16 protein-coding genes and 1 other RNA gene are annotated in these 16,022 nt (G+C 56.8%); 11 read left to right on the top strand and 6 right to left on the bottom strand.

What is annotated here, in order from left to right:
- The first annotated feature begins 171 nt into the window (after positions 1–171).
- The 4 genes from B3759_RS09280 (at position 172) to hpnK (ending at position 4,522) form a co-directional block, all read left to right on the top strand.
- On the top strand, positions 172–804 hold the full coding sequence (locus B3759_RS09280; protein ID WP_291365658.1) for an ABC transporter substrate-binding protein: 633 nt from the start codon (positions 172–174) through the stop codon (positions 802–804).
- An 86-nt stretch (positions 805–890) separates the two neighbouring features.
- Positions 891–2,081, top strand: a complete 1,191-nt coding sequence (gene hpnI / locus B3759_RS09285; RefSeq protein WP_291365659.1) for a bacteriohopanetetrol glucosamine biosynthesis glycosyltransferase HpnI — start codon at positions 891–893, stop codon at positions 2,079–2,081.
- A 157-nt stretch (positions 2,082–2,238) separates the two neighbouring features.
- The gene (hpnJ, locus tag B3759_RS09290; RefSeq protein WP_010666974.1) at positions 2,239–3,663 is read left to right on the top strand and encodes a hopanoid biosynthesis associated radical SAM protein HpnJ; all 1,425 of its coding nucleotides are present in this window, start codon (positions 2,239–2,241) and stop codon (positions 3,661–3,663) included.
- A gap of 10 nt (positions 3,664–3,673) precedes the next feature.
- The gene (gene hpnK, locus B3759_RS09295) at positions 3,674–4,522 is read left to right on the top strand and encodes a hopanoid biosynthesis-associated protein HpnK (protein WP_291365660.1); all 849 of its coding nucleotides are present in this window, start codon (positions 3,674–3,676) and stop codon (positions 4,520–4,522) included.
- 21 nt (positions 4,523–4,543) lie between these two features.
- Here the strand turns inward: hpnK and B3759_RS09300 are convergent, their stop codons facing one another.
- Positions 4,544–5,659, bottom strand: a complete 1,116-nt coding sequence (locus B3759_RS09300) for a cysteine desulfurase family protein (RefSeq protein ID WP_291365661.1) — start codon at positions 5,657–5,659, stop codon at positions 4,544–4,546.
- A gap of 576 nt (positions 5,660–6,235) precedes the next feature.
- Between B3759_RS09300 and B3759_RS09305 the strand changes: the two genes are divergently transcribed.
- Together B3759_RS09305 and tyrS are read left to right on the top strand one after the other, a co-directional pair.
- Positions 6,236–6,901, top strand: coding sequence for an alpha/beta hydrolase (locus B3759_RS09305; RefSeq protein ID WP_010666971.1), 666 nt, complete (start codon positions 6,236–6,238; stop codon positions 6,899–6,901).
- A 98-nt stretch (positions 6,902–6,999) separates the two neighbouring features.
- On the top strand, positions 7,000–8,268 hold the full coding sequence (gene tyrS / locus B3759_RS09310; protein WP_291365662.1) for a tyrosine--tRNA ligase: 1,269 nt from the start codon (positions 7,000–7,002) through the stop codon (positions 8,266–8,268).
- Between the two features lie 81 nt (positions 8,269–8,349).
- On the opposite strand, the gene B3759_RS09315 is transcribed toward tyrS, so the two are convergent.
- Positions 8,350–8,538, bottom strand: coding sequence for a hypothetical protein (locus B3759_RS09315; protein WP_291365663.1), 189 nt, complete (start codon positions 8,536–8,538; stop codon positions 8,350–8,352).
- Between the two features lie 277 nt (positions 8,539–8,815).
- On the opposite strand from B3759_RS09315, the gene B3759_RS09320 reads away from it, so the two are divergent.
- On the top strand, positions 8,816–9,037 hold the full coding sequence (locus tag B3759_RS09320; RefSeq protein WP_291365664.1) for a helix-turn-helix domain-containing protein: 222 nt from the start codon (positions 8,816–8,818) through the stop codon (positions 9,035–9,037).
- Positions 9,038–9,075: 38 nt separating this feature from the next.
- On the opposite strand, the gene B3759_RS09325 is transcribed toward B3759_RS09320, so the two are convergent.
- The 4 genes from B3759_RS09325 to ssrA form a co-directional block, all read right to left on the bottom strand.
- Positions 9,076–9,468, bottom strand: a complete 393-nt coding sequence (locus tag B3759_RS09325; RefSeq protein WP_010665910.1) for a VOC family protein — start codon at positions 9,466–9,468, stop codon at positions 9,076–9,078.
- Positions 9,469–9,601: 133 nt separating this feature from the next.
- The gene (locus B3759_RS09330) at positions 9,602–11,293 is read right to left on the bottom strand and encodes a fumarate hydratase (protein ID WP_291365665.1); all 1,692 of its coding nucleotides are present in this window, start codon (positions 11,291–11,293) and stop codon (positions 9,602–9,604) included.
- Positions 11,294–11,335: 42 nt separating this feature from the next.
- Entirely contained in the window at positions 11,336–11,872 is a 537-nt protein-coding gene (locus B3759_RS09335; RefSeq protein ID WP_291365666.1) for an SspB family protein, read from the bottom strand.
- A 175-nt stretch (positions 11,873–12,047) separates the two neighbouring features.
- Positions 12,048–12,373, bottom strand: a transfer-messenger RNA (tmRNA) gene (ssrA, locus tag B3759_RS09340).
- Between the two features lie 205 nt (positions 12,374–12,578).
- On the opposite strand from ssrA, the gene B3759_RS09345 reads away from it, so the two are divergent.
- The 4 genes from B3759_RS09345 to B3759_RS09360 all read left to right on the top strand — a co-directional run bounded on the left by B3759_RS09345 (position 12,579) and on the right by B3759_RS09360 (position 15,951).
- Positions 12,579–13,355: a DUF3592 domain-containing protein gene (locus tag B3759_RS09345; protein WP_291365667.1), complete on the top strand. Its 777-nt coding sequence runs from the start codon at positions 12,579–12,581 to the stop codon at positions 13,353–13,355.
- A gap of 131 nt (positions 13,356–13,486) precedes the next feature.
- Positions 13,487–14,395 (top strand): FAD-dependent thymidylate synthase, encoded by a 909-nt coding sequence (thyX, locus tag B3759_RS09350; protein WP_291365670.1) that lies wholly within the window; start codon positions 13,487–13,489, stop codon positions 14,393–14,395.
- Complete coding sequence (locus B3759_RS09355; RefSeq protein WP_291365668.1) at positions 14,388–14,627, top strand: hypothetical protein; 240 nt, start codon at positions 14,388–14,390, stop codon at positions 14,625–14,627. The genes thyX and B3759_RS09355 overlap by 8 nt, the downstream gene beginning before the upstream one ends.
- A 133-nt stretch (positions 14,628–14,760) precedes the next feature.
- Complete coding sequence (locus B3759_RS09360; protein ID WP_291365669.1) at positions 14,761–15,951, top strand: MFS transporter; 1,191 nt, start codon at positions 14,761–14,763, stop codon at positions 15,949–15,951.
- Positions 15,952–16,022: the final 71 nt, after the last annotated feature.

The following is a 16,022-nucleotide window of genomic DNA, read 5'->3' on the forward strand; positions in this document are numbered from 1 at the left end:
CTGCGCACCATGACGCTCCCGGATATGTTCATCGACCATGACAGCCAGTTCGAGCAATACAACGTCGCACACCTCAACGCCCCCTATATCGTTCAGACAGCGCTCCAGGCGCTGGGGATCGTTGAAGAACAGCCTTCATCTGTGAGAATGGCTTCAGGAGTATAAAAGCAAATGACCAGACTACGGTTTCCGGCCCTGTCAGCCCTTGTCCTTGGTGCTTCTCTTTCCTTCCAGTCTTTCGGCGCGCATGCACAGAGCGCTGCAGCCGTCACGGCGCCAATTCAGGCTCTCAATCAGGCGCTGGACGCAATCCAGCAGCCAAATTCGGGCAGTTTTGCAGCACGGACCAGCAAACTCGCGCCCGTCGTCGATCAGTCCTATGATCTGGAAAGCGTTCTGCGCTCTTCCGTTGGCGCATCACGCTATGCGCAGCTTTCCGCCGATGACAAACAGAAGCTGATGGTCGCATTCCGCGAATATACGGTCGCCCGTTATCTTTCGAGCTTCAAGCCGGGTTCCGGAGCAAAATTCACCCTTTCTCCGGAGATCAGCCCTTATTCCATCGCCTCCGAGCAGAAGGTGACGACACATATCGGTTCAGATGAAAACCCGCAGGGAACAGAAATCGACTATGTCATGCGTCAGGAAAATGGCAGCTGGAAGATTGTCGATGTGTTGCTGGAAGGGCATATCAGTCAGGTAGTGGTTCAGCGCTCCGATTTCGGCCCGACGCTGGCAGCTAGTGATGTGAACGGTCTCATTGCTGTTCTGAACAAAAAAGTGAAGACCTTCTCGGAGGATTGATTTCCTATGCTTCGGAGCCTGCCTGCGACCGGTCTCTCTGCCGTTGCGTGTGATACGATGCAGATGACCGCCATCCGGCAGCCCTGATGGCCCTTCTTCATGATCTCGCCATTTTCTGTGATATCCTCGGTATCGCAGGAACTGTTCAGGCTGCGCTCGGCACGGCGCTGGTGATCCGCTTTCGTTCGAATGAGAAGAAAGCGACCGCTACCCACGGTTTTCAGCCACCAGTCACCATTCTGAAGCCTCTTCATGGCGATGAACCCCTGCTTGCAGAAGCTCTGGAAAGTTTCTGCACGCAGGACTACCCAGATTTCCAGATTGTCTTTGGGGTCCAGCGCGCCAACGATCCTGCCATCGATATCGTTGAACATCTCCAAAAACGACATCCACACATTGACATGTGCCTTGTCATCAACGGCACACAGCATGGCGATAACCGCAAAGTCGGCAATCTGATCAATATGTTGCCGAAAGCCCGGCATGATCTGCTGGTCATTTCCGATTCCGACATTCATGTCAGCCCGGACTACCTGCAACAGGTCGTCAAAAAGCTTGTGCTGCCTGACACTGGACTGGTGACAACAATTTATGCCGGGTTGCCCGCCAGCCGAAATATTCCCCGTCTGTTTGCGGCCTGCCAGATCAATCACAACTTCCTGCCTGGCGTCCTCCTATCCCGTTACCTGGGGCGACAGGACTGTCTGGGCGCGACCATGGCCCTCTCCCGCACGACTCTCGAACAGGTCGGCGGGTTTCAGGCTCTGGTATCCCATGTCGCCGATGACGCCATTCTGGGACGCCTTGTCCGCGCTCATGGACAGGACATCTCAATTGCCGAAACCATGACGTGGACCACAATCGCTGAAACCACGTTCACCGATCTGCTGGTCCACGAACTGCGTTGGGGACGGACGGTCCGCGCTCTTGCTCCGGCCGGTTATCTGGCCTCCGCCATTCAGCTGCCGCTGTTCTGGCTTTCGTTCGCTGTGCTTTTGCAACCACATGCAGCTGGTTTTCTGACATTTTTTCTGTGGGGCTGGGCCTTCCGGGCGCTCTGCGCGTTCGCAATGGACCGGACTGTCGGACAGAGATCCCTACTTCCCCTACTCCTGCTTCCTTTCCGTGACTGGCTTTCAGCCGCCGTCATGGTCGGCAGCATGACCGGGTCACGCGTGGACTGGCGGGGACATACCATGCATGTCACCCCCCACCCTGCCGTCGCCCCTTCCGTTCCGCCTGTCGGCACCCCACTTTCTCCCAATGACGGTCCCTGAAACCCTCATTGAAATGGAGCAGATGAGAGTGCCACTAGGCGTATTTGACAGTTAGACTACGCTCCTTTCCGCAGCGAACACTTGCCATGCGCTCCCGCTGGCGATACCCGTCTGCAACTTTTTGTTTCGGCGAATGCCCAGATTAAGGATTTCGCGCATGTTAAAGACCCTGTTTCTGCAGCCTCCCACTTTCGACGGGTTCGATGGAGGCGCTGGTTCGCGCTATCAGGCCAAGCGCGAGATCAAATCTTTCTGGTATCCGACCTGGCTGGCTCAGCCTGCCGCTCTTGTCGAAGGCAGCCGCCTGATTGACGCGCCTCCGGCAGGCATTGGCATGGAGCCGATTCTTGAGGATGTGAAAAACCGCGATCTGGTGATCATCCACACCTCGACGCCGTCCTTCACCAAGGACGTCGAAGTTGCGCAGATGATCAAGGACGTGAATCCTAACATCAAGATCGGTTTCGTCGGCGCGAAGGTTGCGGTTCAGCCGGAAGAAAGCCTGCTCAAGGCTCCCGTCGTGGACTTCGTCGCCCGTAACGAGTTCGATTTCACGATCAAGGAAATCGCAGAAGGGCGTGAATTCAAGGACGTTGACGGCATCAGCTATCGCAACAGCGAAGGCGAGATCATCAACAACCGTGACCGCGCCATGATCGAAAACATGGACAGCCTGCCGTTCGTGACGGAGGTCTACAAGCGCGACCTCAAGATCGAAGACTACTTCATCGGCTATCTGATGCACCCGTATATCTCGATCTATACGGGTCGGGGCTGTAAGTCCCGCTGCACATTCTGCCTGTGGCCGCAGACGGTTGGTGGCCATCACTACCGCACGCGCAGCCCGCAGCATGTCGCCGCCGAGATCCGTCTGGCGAAGCAGTATTTCCCGCAGGTGAAGGAATTCTTCTTCGACGACGACACCTTCACCGACGACCTGCCGCGCGCCGAGGCCATCGCCAAGGAACTGGGCAAGCTGGGCGTCACATGGTCCTGCAACGCCAAGGCCAATGTTCCCCGCAAGACCCTTGAGATTCTGAAGGACAATGGCCTGCGCCTGCTGCTCGTCGGCTACGAGAGCGGCAACCAGCAGATCCTTCACAACATCAAGAAGGGTATGCGCGTCGAAGTCGCACGTGAGTTCACCAAGAACTGCCACGAGCTGGGCATCAAGATCCACGGCACCTTCATCCTCGGCCTGCCGGGCGAGACGAAAGAGACCATTCAGGAAACCATCCAGTTCGCCAAGGACATCAACCCGCACACGCTGCAGGTGTCCCTCGCCGCGCCTTATCCGGGCACGGCTCTGCATAAGGAAGCGATCGAGAATGGCTGGTTCGATGAATCCCACGCTGAGCTGATCGACGAGAACGGCGTGCAGATGGCTCCGCTGCACTACCCGCACCTGTCGCATACGGAAATCTTCAATGGCGTGGAGGAGTTCTACAAGAAGTTCTACTTCCGCGCTCCGAAGATCGCCTCCATCGTCAGTGAGATGGTGCGTAGCCCGCAGATGATGAAGCGTCGTCTGCGTGAAGGTGTGGAGTTCTTCCACTTCCTGCGCGATCGTCACGCGGCCTGATCAGACTACCATGCGGCGCGCGATCATTTCCTCCGATGACTTCGGCCTGTCCGTCGAGGTCAACGAAGCCATCGAGATCGCGCACCGCGACGGCGTTCTCTCCACAGCCAGCCTGATGATGGCCGGTCCTGCAGTCGAGGACGCCATCGAACGCGCCAGACGGATCCCGACCCTGAAAGTCGGACTCCATCTGGTGGTGATCGAAGGGCCGTGCGTCCTTCCCCCTTCCGAAATTCCGCTGCTGGTTTCTCCTGACGGACAGTTTCCGTCCGATCAGCTGAAACTGGGCATCAACTATTTCTTCCGTCCCGCAGTCCGGAAACAGCTCGCAGCCGAAATCGAGGCGCAGTTCGCAGCGTTTGCGCGGACGGGCCTTACGCTCGACCATGCCAACGCTCACAAGCACATGCATCTGCACCCGACCGTCGGGAAGCTGTTGATCGAAAGTGGCAAACGGCATGGGCTCCGTGCCGTGCGTGTGCCACTGGAACCACCAGAGCCACTCATGGCGGCTGGCACCTATGTTGACAGCTTCGGCGCGGCAGCCTTGCGTCACTGGACAAGACTGCTGCGCTGGCAGGCGCGCTCCGCTGGCATGGTGACGAACGACTGGTGTTTCGGCATTGAGTGGAGCGGGCACATGACGCCGAACCGGGTCTCGGCACTCGCTGCGCATCTCCCTGATGGCGTCTCTGAAATCTATTTTCATCCCGCCACGCACAAGAATGCACTGCTTCAGAAGCTTATGCCAACGTATGAGCATGAAGCCGAACTGGCAGCGCTGTGCAGTCCCGGCTTTCGGGCCGGTCTGGCCGATTCACATACCGATCTGATCGGCTGGAGCGATCTTTCCCGCTGACAGGCGGAGAAACACCTTCTCTCAGTCTGCTTTCCGTCGGGCGGCCATCTTGGTGTAGGCCTCGATAAATTCATCGATATGACTGGCTTCTACGTTCCACGGCAAAGACACACGCAGAGCATTTCCTGCCAGATCATCCTGTCCCATCGCATGCAACACATGCGAACCGCCAACCTTGCCTGACGAACAGGCCGATCCTGCCGAAACACAGAACCCGGCGAGATCCAGTGCAATCAGCTGTGCCTCACTACGGACACCCGGCAGCAGGAGGCAGGCTGTGTTCGTCAGTTTGGGAGCATCCGCGCCACAGACCAGCGCTCCCTGCTGCAAAGCCGCCGCCTCAAGCCTGTCGCGCAGTGCTCTCAGGTCGGCAGGCTGCGCCAGAGCCGCATCCAGAGCAGCCGACATGGAGGCAATGGCGGGAAGCGCCTGCGTCCCGCCTCGCCGTCCCCGTTCCTGCCCGCCTCCAGCCTGCATGGGCGGCACCACAACCGGCCCATTCCCAGCCAGCACAAGAGCCCCGGCTCCTTTTAGGCCGCCGAATTTATGTCCTGAGAGAGCGACACTGTCCGCCCCTAACTCAGTGAGACTGACCGGCAGACGACCGACAGCCTGAACAGCATCGACATGCAGCTTCGCCTGTGCTGCGCGACAGAGACGACTGACCTCGCTGATGGGATTGATAACGCCGGTTTCATTATTGGCCAGCATCACGCAGACAAGCGTTTCCTGAGACCGGTCTGAGAGCTTCTCTTCCAGAATGGCGAGGTCGATCCGCCCATCGGGCAGAACCGGCAGCACTTCCACCAGATACGCATCATCAGACGCCTTGCGCACAGCGTCATGTTCCGTGGCACCGACAAGGCGGCGGCGTCCTTTCCCCAAACCTTTCACAGCCAGCGTGTTGGCCTCGGTCCCACCAGAGGTGAAAATGCAGTTGTCCGGATGCACCCCGAGATGAGCCGAGACGCTGCGGCGGGCATGATCCAAGATGGAGCGAGCCTGTCGTCCAGCGCTGTGAGGTGATGAAGGATTTCCGACAACAGCCATCGCTTCCATGGCCGCCTCCCGTCCCTCCGGACGCAACGGCTCTGTCGCGTTGGCATCAAGATAAATCATGGCAATCGGGCTTTTCATTCAGGATCAGAAGGCGGGACGGGAGTGGTTTCTCCACCGTTTTCAATGACTTTGATCACAATTATACGATTTATGTGGCAAACTGCGTTCTCAAACCGCTATATGTGGCTCAAGGGACACGATTCGTGGGAAACATTGATCGCGTCCGCCAAGTCCGGCGCATGTTGCAGCAATGCCGCAGCCCGGAGATCATAATGGATGGTCCTGCCGCCGAGTCAACTCTGGTTGACAGGCTGTCGGCCAGACACACCAGAGTGGCTGTTGAACGCCGCGAAGGAACAAGGATTGCGACCGGTGCAACGCACGGTTTACCCGACTGACGCAGGTTATGCGCACATTCCGACCCGAATAGTGCTAGATTAAGCGTCCCACCATGTCACGCAAGTGAAAACATTATGACGGCTTTCCGGAAGAGGTGAATGTCTCCGAAAAGCCGGTTTATGCCTCTGGATTCAGGGGTGTTTTTGATTTCGAACCCGGCAGGGAATGCGAGGCATCGCTTCTTTCCGGACAGAGTCCTCTAAACAGGTTTCCAGTCATGCCCAGGGACGGAAGCCAGAAAATTGCGGAAACATAATGCCTGAGGTTATGTTCGCCGGCCCTGATGGCCGCCTTGAAGGACGTTACCATCACTCGAGCGAGCCGAATGCGCCGCTCGCCCTCGTGCTCCACCCCCACCCGCTGCACGGCGGAACCATGAACAACCGCATCACCTATGCGATGTATCGTTCATTTGAAAAAATGGGCTTTTCCGTCATGCGCTACAACTCGCGTGGCGTTGGTCGTTCGCAGGGACGTTATGACGGTGGTATCGGAGAAATTTCCGATGCCGCTGCTGCCCTCGACTGGATGCAGGCCGTCAACCCGAACGCCGGTGCGCTCTGGATCGCCGGTTATTCCTTCGGCGCGTTTGTCGGCATGCAGTTGCTGATGCGTCGTCCGGAAGTCACGGGCTGGATCAGTGTGGCCCCTCCCGCCGCGCATTATGACTTCGGCTTCTTGGCTCCCTGCCCCTGCGGCGGTCTGATGATTGCCGGTGGCAAGGACGATCTCGCGCCAGAACCCGCCATCCACAAGCTGGTGGACAAGCTGAACACGCAGAAGAACGTGCAGGTCGATTACCGTATCTTCCCGGATGCCGACCATATCTTTGCCAAGCAGGCCGATCAGGTCGTTGACGCGCTTGAAGATCATGTCAGCACCGTCATGGCCCGTCGCAGTCTGGCCCTCGCCGCAGACTGATCGAACTTTCGCAGGACAGTGCAACTGCGCACTGTCCTGCGGTTCCGTCCGCCGGTCCCTCGTGGTAAAGCAACGCCGCGAGACGAACAGGACCGGTGATGACAGAGCAGACCTCTCCCACAGATTTCCGTAGCCCTTTCATGCGCGAAGCGCAGGCTCGCGGCTTCCTCTTCCAGTGCACGGATGCGGAAGCGCTTGATGCGGCCATGCTCGCCGGACCTGTCACGGGCTATATAGGTTTTGATCCGACGGCTGACAGTCTGCACGTCGGCTCCGCCACCCAGATCATGCTACTGCGTCTGCTTCAGAAGCACGGACATCGTCCGGTCGCCCTTCTTGGGGGTGGCACGGCGAAGATTGGCGATCCGTCTTTCCGCGAGGAAGCGCGTTCGCTGATGTCGGACGACACCATCGCCAAAAACATCGCAGGTATCGAAGGCAGTCTCCGTCAGATGATGACGTTCGGAGAAGGCCCATCTGACGCGGTTCTGGCCAACAACGCCGACTGGCTGGACAAGCTCTCCTACATCGAACTGCTACGCGAAGTGGGCGTGCATTTCTCGGTCAATCGGATGCTGTCCTTCGACTCTGTCCGCTCCCGTCTGGAGCGTGAGCAGGGTTTGACGTTCCTCGAATTCAACTACTCCATCCTGCAGTCCTTCGATTTCCGTGAACTGAACCGACGCTATGGCGTGACGCTTCAGATGGGTGGCTCAGACCAGTGGGGCAATATCGTCTCGGGTATTGATCTCGTCAGACGCACGGATAGCAAGCAGGTGTTCGGCCTTACGGCTCCACTCCTGACCACGGCTTCCGGCGCGAAGATGGGCAAAAGCGCGAAAGGCGCGGTCTGGCTGTCAGCCGCGAAACTGCCGGTGTTCGAATACTGGCAGTTCTGGCGCAACACGGAAGACGCCGATGTAGGACGCTTCCTGAAGCTGTTCACGGATCTGCCGATTGAAGAGTGCGACCGTCTCGGCGCGCTTGAAGGTGCGAGCATCAACGAAGCGAAGAAGATCCTCGCCACGGAAGCGACGGCCCTGTGCCACGGTCGGGCGGCGGCAGAAGAAGCCGAAGAAACAGCACGCAAGGTTTTTGAGGCGGGCACGACAGCGACCGCCCTGCCGACTCGTACGCTGCCTCGCGCCGATCTTGAAGCGGGCCTGCCTGCATTCCGGATTTTCACGGAAGCAGGTCTCGCCACCAGTAATGGCGAGGCACGCCGCCTGATCCGTGGCGGTGGTGCACGTGTGAACGATGTGCAGATCAAGGATGAAGGGCAGATCGTCTCGCTGGCGGATGCCGTAGACGGTTCGATCAAGCTTTCATCAGGCAAGAAGCATCATATTCTGGTACAGCCCGCGTAGTTTTTACACAACTCTTGCTCTCCAGAAGTTCTTACTCCAGAAATATAACAGATAATATTTCTGGAGTTTTTCTTTTATAAGTCATGCAGCATCCTGCAACTCTGAAATAACAGAGCCATCAGATAGATAATTTATTACTCGAAGAGCAATGTCTTTATCGCCATCATACGACTGATAAATTGCATTGATGCATGCCACAGCAATTCTGTGATCGCCTTTTTTATAGGCCTCATCTGCCAGAACAATCAGGCATCTCGTAAAATACTTCAAGCTAGCAGCCTTCAAGATTCGGTTGAGACAACTAAGCGTTAGCTGCTGGTAACAGCTTTTTAGCCTCGAAACGCTATAGAACATTTTACACGATTCGGCACAGGAATCGTTAAAAATCCGTTAATTTCCCTGTTTTATTTTAAAGACGAAGTAAAAATGTTTCCAAAGACATAGATTTATGATGGCGATGTTTTTATGTATCTCTATTAAAAAACATGCGATTTATTTACTTCTTTATGCGCTTCCGAGAGATATCTAACGCATTGGAAAAAATGGGATGCAAAACCAATTAACAATAATTATCGGCACGACCATGAAAAAACTGCGTCAGGATCGCAATGTAACACTTGAGCAGCTTTCCCTAGCTTCCGGTATAGATAAAGATCGCCTGGAAATTTTCGAAAGCTGCAAGGAAAGACCTGACGCCGAGGAATTGCTGGATATTTGCAAGGCTCTGCAAATAAGCATTTCTGATCTGCTGGATGTAAAATCCAACTAGAACTTTACAAACACGACCAGAAACGCAAACAGCGCGAACTACCCCTGATAAGACGCAATCTCGATCAGGTTCTGATCCGGGTCATGGCAATAGACTGACGTCACCGGGCCAAGCGCCCCTAGACGGGCTACCGGGCCTTCAACCACTTTCACACCGCATCCCTTGAGATGTTCGATGACATCTTCACTCGCAACGGCTGCGATAAAACAGAGATCATTGGTGCCGCAGGACGCGAACTGTGCGGTCTCCCACCCCTCCATGCCTTCTGGCCGCAGGTTGATCTTCTGACCGCCAAATTTCAGCGCCGTGCGATTGTGACGCCCATACTCTTCCCGTTCCATACCGAGAACACGCTGATACCAGGACGCCGAGACCTCAATATCACGGACAGTGAGAACAACGTGGTCCAGTCGATCAACGGTGAAGCGCATGAGACAATGCCTTACTCTGAAGCGTATCCGCCTTGCGACGCCGAGGACATGGCGTCGCTTTCATAATGTCTATTGAACGGCGTTGCCGGAGGAAAGCAAGCCCTCCCCCGGCACAGAGCGGATTATCGGCAGATCAGGTAAGACCGGCGTAGAAGTCGTTGCCCTTGTCGTCGATGACGATGAAGGCCGGGAAATTTTCGACTTCGATTTTCCAGACCGCTTCCATACCCAGTTCCGGATATTCCAGCACCTCGACCTTGCGGATGCAGTCTTTGGCCAGACGCGCCGCCGGGCCACCGACCGAGCCGAGATAGAAGCCGCCATAGGTCTGGCAGGCGTCCTTCACGGCCTTGGAACGGTTGCCTTTGGCCAGCATCACGTAGGAGCCGCCAGCCTTCTGGAGTTCGGCGACATACGAGTCCATACGGCCTGCCGTGGTCGGACCGAAAGAACCGGTCGGCATGCCAGCCGGAGTCTTGGCCGGACCGGCGTAATAGACTGGGTGATCCTTGAGATACTGTGGCAGTCCCTCGCCCTTCTCCAGACGTTCCTTGAACTTGGCATGAGCGATATCGCGCGCCACGACCATCGTGCCGGTCAGCGACAGGCGCGTCTTGACGGGGTATTTCGACAGTTCCTTGCGGATCTCGTCCATCGGCCGGTTGAGGTCGATGTTGACCGCCTCGCCTTCCAGATGCTCATCGGTCGTCTCGGGCAGGAAGCGGGCTGGGTCATGCTCAAGCTGTTCGAGAAACACGCCTTCCGCCGTGATCTTGGCCTTGGCCTGACGGTCTGCCGAGCAGGACACACCGATGCCAACCGGGAAAGACGCACCATGACGCGGCAGACGCACGACCCGCACGTCGTGACAGAAATACTTGCCGCCGAACTGCGCGCCGATCCCAAGCTTCTGTGTCAGCTTCAGGACTTCAGCTTCCATTTCCTTGTCACGGAACGCCTGTCCGTTTTCGTTACCCTTGTCGGGTAGCGAATCGTAATAGTGCGTGGAGGCCATCTTGACGGTCTTGAGCGTCTGCTCCGCGGACATGCCGCCCAGAACGATGGCAAGGTGATACGGCGGACAGGCTGACGTGCCGAGCGTGCGGAGTTTAGTCTCCAGCCATTTCAGCAGCGTCTCCTTGTTGAAGATCAGCGCCCGCGTTTCCTGAAACAGGAACGTCTTGTTGGCTGAGCCGCCGCCCTTGGCGACGAACAGGAGGTCGTATTCCTCCGGGTGATAATCGCCCGGATTGGCGGCGATATCGACCTGCACGGGCAGATTAGTGCCGGTATTTTTCTCGTCGAAGATCGTCAGGGGCGCCATCTGCGAGTAGCGCAGGGCGGTCGTCGTGTAGGTCTTGTAGACGCCGCGAGCGAAGGCTTCGTCGTCATTGCCTTCGACCCAGACGCGCTGGCCCTTCTTGCCGACAACGATGGCCGTTCCCGTGTCCTGACACATTGGCAACGCGCCGCCAGCGGCGATGCAGGCGTTCTTCAGCAGGTCGAGCGCCACGAACCGGTCGTTATCAGACGCTTCCGGGTCCTTGAGGATGTTGGCCAGAGACTGAAGATGCGAAGGCCGCAGCAAGTGGGCAATATCGTTGAACGCCTCCGCAGCCAGCGCGGACAGGGTTTCCGGCTCGACATGCAGGATGGTTTTGTCACCGATCTTCGATGTGCTGACCCCGCCAAGATCGAGTTTACGGTACGGCGTTTCATCCTTTCCCAGCTGAAACAGCGGGGCATAGGAAAAATCCTTGATCGCCGGCGTCTTGGACGCAGCCTTCTGCGCCGGAGCTTTTGGCGCGGTGGTGTCAGCAGTCATCGTCTCAGTCTCCGATCGGGCGTCCGGCTGGGCCTTGCGGCGTCAGCTCGGTTTGGGGCCCTTTTTACGAAAGGCATCGAGACTCACGACAGCGGCGTCCCCTTTCGGGGCCAGATCTTCCGGCGCTGGTTCGGGCACAGTCTCCGCTTCCGCAACCTCTGCTTCGTGCTGGGCTTCTTCCGTCGGGTTAAAGCGCATCGAAAGCTGGATATGCGGGTCCGCGAAGCCGGTGATGGCCGCCACCGGGATCGTGAGTATCGAGCCGACTCCTCCGAAGGACAGGCCGACCGAGACACAGCGCTGTTCACGGTCCACTTTCAGATCCCAGAACTGATGCTGCAACACGATCGTCATCTCATGCGGATACTGGGCGCGCAGACGCGATGGAATATCCACGCCCGGCCAGTCGGTCCGGAAAGACAGATAGAAATGGTGGCCGCCTGCAAGCCCTTCCCGGCTCACATGTTCGAGCGCACGCAGCATGACATCGCGGTAAGCGTCTTCCATCCAGACGTCATACGGCAGCATGCTCTCCGGCAGATCGCCGCCTGGTCCGCCGCCATCCTGATTGTCGGTCATGGAAAAATCCCCTGTCTTCTGCCCGCTCCATAGTGTGGTGGCTGTATACCACACCTGTCCCGTGAAAGATTATCTCGGCGGCATGGATGAGGCAAAGACAGAAGGAAGGCAACCCACCTGCATCACTGTCTGGTCACAGAGAGGTGAAGCACCCTGAATGGAATTTTCTTTGAGGTGGGAGGGCTTCTGTTGCCCGGTGCCCTCCCGAACCGCGCTTATCGCTTATGCAGCGACAGCGAGCACCTCTGAGTTATCGTTGGCACTTGTAAGTTAGCCCGATGACGGCGGTACAATGCCGGGCAAAAGGAAAGTCTTTACCACGCGTGTCGAGCCTGTTTCGTCCCCACAATCCCGAACTGGCCGGGAGTGTTTTTGGTGGAGACGCCGGGTACCGCCCCCGGGTCCACAACGCTTATTCCAAATTCCGTTTATCGCCATAGCCAAGGGTCGAACCCTCCTGCACTGATGAAGATAGGTGCATGTCTCCCCTTCCACAAGGCCTTTGTAAAATCCCCGGATGCACCACCATTCTCCCTCGCCCAATACCCTTGCAAAAGTATCAATTTATTATGCTGATCGTGGGTCAAAGAGCGTAACGCGAAAAAATGGGCGAGTTGCCGACATGACGTCTACGTGGACCATTCCCCCCGAACTGGACTGCCCGCTTCCGCGCAATGTCGTCAGACAGACCCCCAAAGACCCTGTCATGCGTTGGGCGATGTTTCTTCTGGTTCTGATGATTTTCCTCCCGATTGGAGGTTTTTCTTTCGGAGGATACCTGTGGTTCCATCACTGGAAAACAGAAGGGCAAATTACGACCGCCATCATCGAACATGCCCACCCTGTTGAGAAACACCGCCGAAACCGAAGCTATTGGTCGTGCGTGATAAGCTATTCATTCGTCACAATGAACGGAACAAACATTCGGGGAGAAGGCAGCAGCCCGTTTGATAATGATGGCTGCCAGACGAAAGTCGGTAAAACCATCAGCGTTCGCTATATGCGCGAGCATCCAGAGAAAAACATTTTAACTTCCACTCTCGCCTTTTTGAAACAACGAGGGGTCTTTCTGGCCATCTCTACAACCGGCTTTGTGAGTTTTCTCATTATTTACATCCTATGCGCCATCTTTCTGCTTTCCCGGAAAGAAAAACGACTTCTCACGTGGGGCACGCCAGTAGCGGGCACGATTTGCAAATCCCGTATTTTCCGACGTAGAGGCGTGCCCTATCTGAAAATCTGGTGTCGGTATTCCAGCCGGAATGGGCGTATCCGTACATTACGGCGCACATTTTCCCTGCTTGACCAGACCGATCAGGGAGCCGGGATCCTGCGAAAATGGCAGGACAACACGACAGTTCTTTATGACCCTGCGCACCCTTGGCTCGCAGCGCTTTATCCTTTGGAAATTTTCAGGATTCGCGAGACTTCCCGACTGAATCCACCCTCAGCACTTGCAACGAGAAACATTCCCATACGCTGAGTGAAAAACCACGGAGTAATCATTTTCCTTCACTCCCTGTATTCCCCCTTGCCGTGTGCTAGGACCTCTCCTCAACGGCTGCGGGCCTCGCAGCCACCCGATTCAGACCCAAGATACAAGGCCGTATGACCATGCCCCTGACCGACGCCCAGCGCACCGAAATCGAAAAGCATGGCCAGACAACAGCCACGACCAAGCGTCCGACCGTGCCAGCGCTGGAAGAGATTCTCTTCAAGGCTCACCCAGTTCTGGATCACGGTTTTGTTCGTGTAATCGACTATATGGGTGATGATGCCGCCATCGTGCAGGCCGCCCGCGTCTCTTATGGACGCGGCACCCGCAAGGTGTCGGAAGACACCGGCCTGATCCGTTACCTGATGCGTCATCGTCACTCGACCCCGTTCGAGATGTGCGAGATCAAGTTCCACATCAAGCTGCCGATCTTCATCGCCCGTCAGTGGATTCGCCATCGCACGGCCAATGTGAATGAATATTCTGCGCGCTATTCGATCATGGATCGGGAGTTCTATCTTCCCTCACCCGAACATATGGCCGCACAGAGCGCCAGCAATCGGCAGGGGCGCGGTGATGTGCTGGACGCCGAGACAGCTGCAAAGGTCATGAACCTGCTCCGGGATGACGCCATCCGCTGCTACGATACTTACGAAAACCTGCTCGACACAGACAATGGGCCGGGGCTGGCGCGTGAACTGGCGCGGATGAATCTGACGCTGAACACCTACACCCAGTGGTACTGGAAGGTGGATCTGCATAATCTGATGCATTTCCTGTCCCTGCGTATTGATCCGCATGCACAGTATGAGATCCGCGCCTATGCCGAAGTCATGCTGTCCATGCTGGAAGCATGGGTGCCGATCGCGGCTGCTGCCTTCAAGGAGTATCGTGTTGGTGCAGTAACCTTCTCCGCCACTATGATCTCACTGCTGCGCAAGATGCTCGCAGGCGAAACGGTGACACAGGAAAACTCCGGCCTGTCACGGCGCGAATGGGACGAGTTCCAGAAGGTGTTGCATGGCTGAGGATGATACGTTTTTCGAGCCTTCTCCCGAGAAGGCTCCTGAAAAGCGTCCCCCCCTCAAGGGGCCTACTTTTACGCCATTTGTCATTGCGGCGGTCTTCCTTGTGATTGTCTGGGGTATCCTGACATTCGTTTTTCCGGCCAGCCCCAACACCCTACCGGCATCGATGATCCTAAAAAACACCGTCCACTCCATGACGCACGACGATACGGAGACCGGTGGGCATCAGTAAAGATAGAGTGAAGACAGTTCTGTAAAAACTGCCCGGATATCAACATAAAATATAAACATTGTCCTTGATTCTGAGTTATGGCTGAAAGTGGTCCTGTGCCCGCAGGCATGTACGTATTCATTTCAAGGACAACATGCTCTTCAAATCGCTTTCCGGTTCGACAATAGTCGGTCTGTGCGCGCTTTTCGCGTGCACCTTCACTGCCCTGACAAGTGAAGTCGCCCCTGTCGGCCTTCTCGTCGACATGGCGCAGGCCTTTCATATTCAGGAAGGCCAGGCAGGACTGGCAGTCAGCGCCTTCGCCCTCATGGTGGCCTTCGGTGCCGTGCCGCTGACCATCGCTACGGGCAAAATGGACCGCAAGATGCTGGTGTTGGTGTCTCTCGGCGGTTACATCGTCTCCAATCTGGTTGTCGCGCTGGCCCCCACCTTTCTTGTCCTCTGCCTGGGACGCATGATCGGCGGTCTCGCCCATGCAGTGCTGATGTCCGTCGTCGCGGCCTACGCTGCGCGGCTCGTTCCACCGGACATGACCGGACGCGCCATCTCCTTTGTCTATGGCGGCACATCTCTGGGCGCGATCCTCGGCGTGCCCGGTTCAGCTGCGATCGGACATTTCGCCAGCTGGCGCATCGCCATGTTCATCATGACCGGTCTGGCGGTGGTGCTTCTGCTCTTCATCGCCCTCAAACTGCCGCCGGTCGCAGCGCCATCCTCGTCCGTACCCGGTGGTGTTCCGACAATTCGCTCCCGTCAGGCCTTCCGGAATTTCGGCCTCGTCATACTTGTGAACGTCGTCTTCTTCTTCGCTCACAATCTGCTCTACACCTATGTAACGCCCCTCCTCCTACAACATGGCGTGGCTGAAAACGATCTCAGTGTTGTTCTGCTCATTACAGGCAGCCTCAGCATCGTCGGACTGTGGATGGCGAGCCTGATGGTGGACCGCTGCCCCGCTCTGGGACTGCTTTGCGCCGGAAGCCTGATGCTGGTCGGCATGGGACTGATGTTCGGACATATTCTGAGCGGATGGGAATGCGTCGTCGCCATCGCCATCTGGTGCATCGGCTTCTCCGCCATCGTGCCTTTCGTGATGTCGGGCGCTATCCGCGCCAACGCCACACAGGCTGACGTTGCTGGAGCCGCCGTCAACAGCGCCAGCAATGTTGGTATTTTGCTGGGCTCCGCGACGGGCGGGCAGATTCTGTCACTTGCCGGGTTTAGTGTCCTGACGCCGGTATCACTCTCAATTGTGGCGTTCGGCATCGCAATCGGTCTCGCCAGTTCGAAGGCTTTCCCTTGGAAGCTGGTCAGCAGTCACTGATCCGCTTGATCCATCTCGCTAGGAACACGAACCTGTATTGGTTCGTGTTCCTACGGCGTGTCGTCAGTTAA

Source organism: Acetobacter sp. UBA5411, assembly GCF_002409645.1.
GTDB lineage: Bacteria > Pseudomonadota > Alphaproteobacteria > Acetobacterales > Acetobacteraceae > Acetobacter.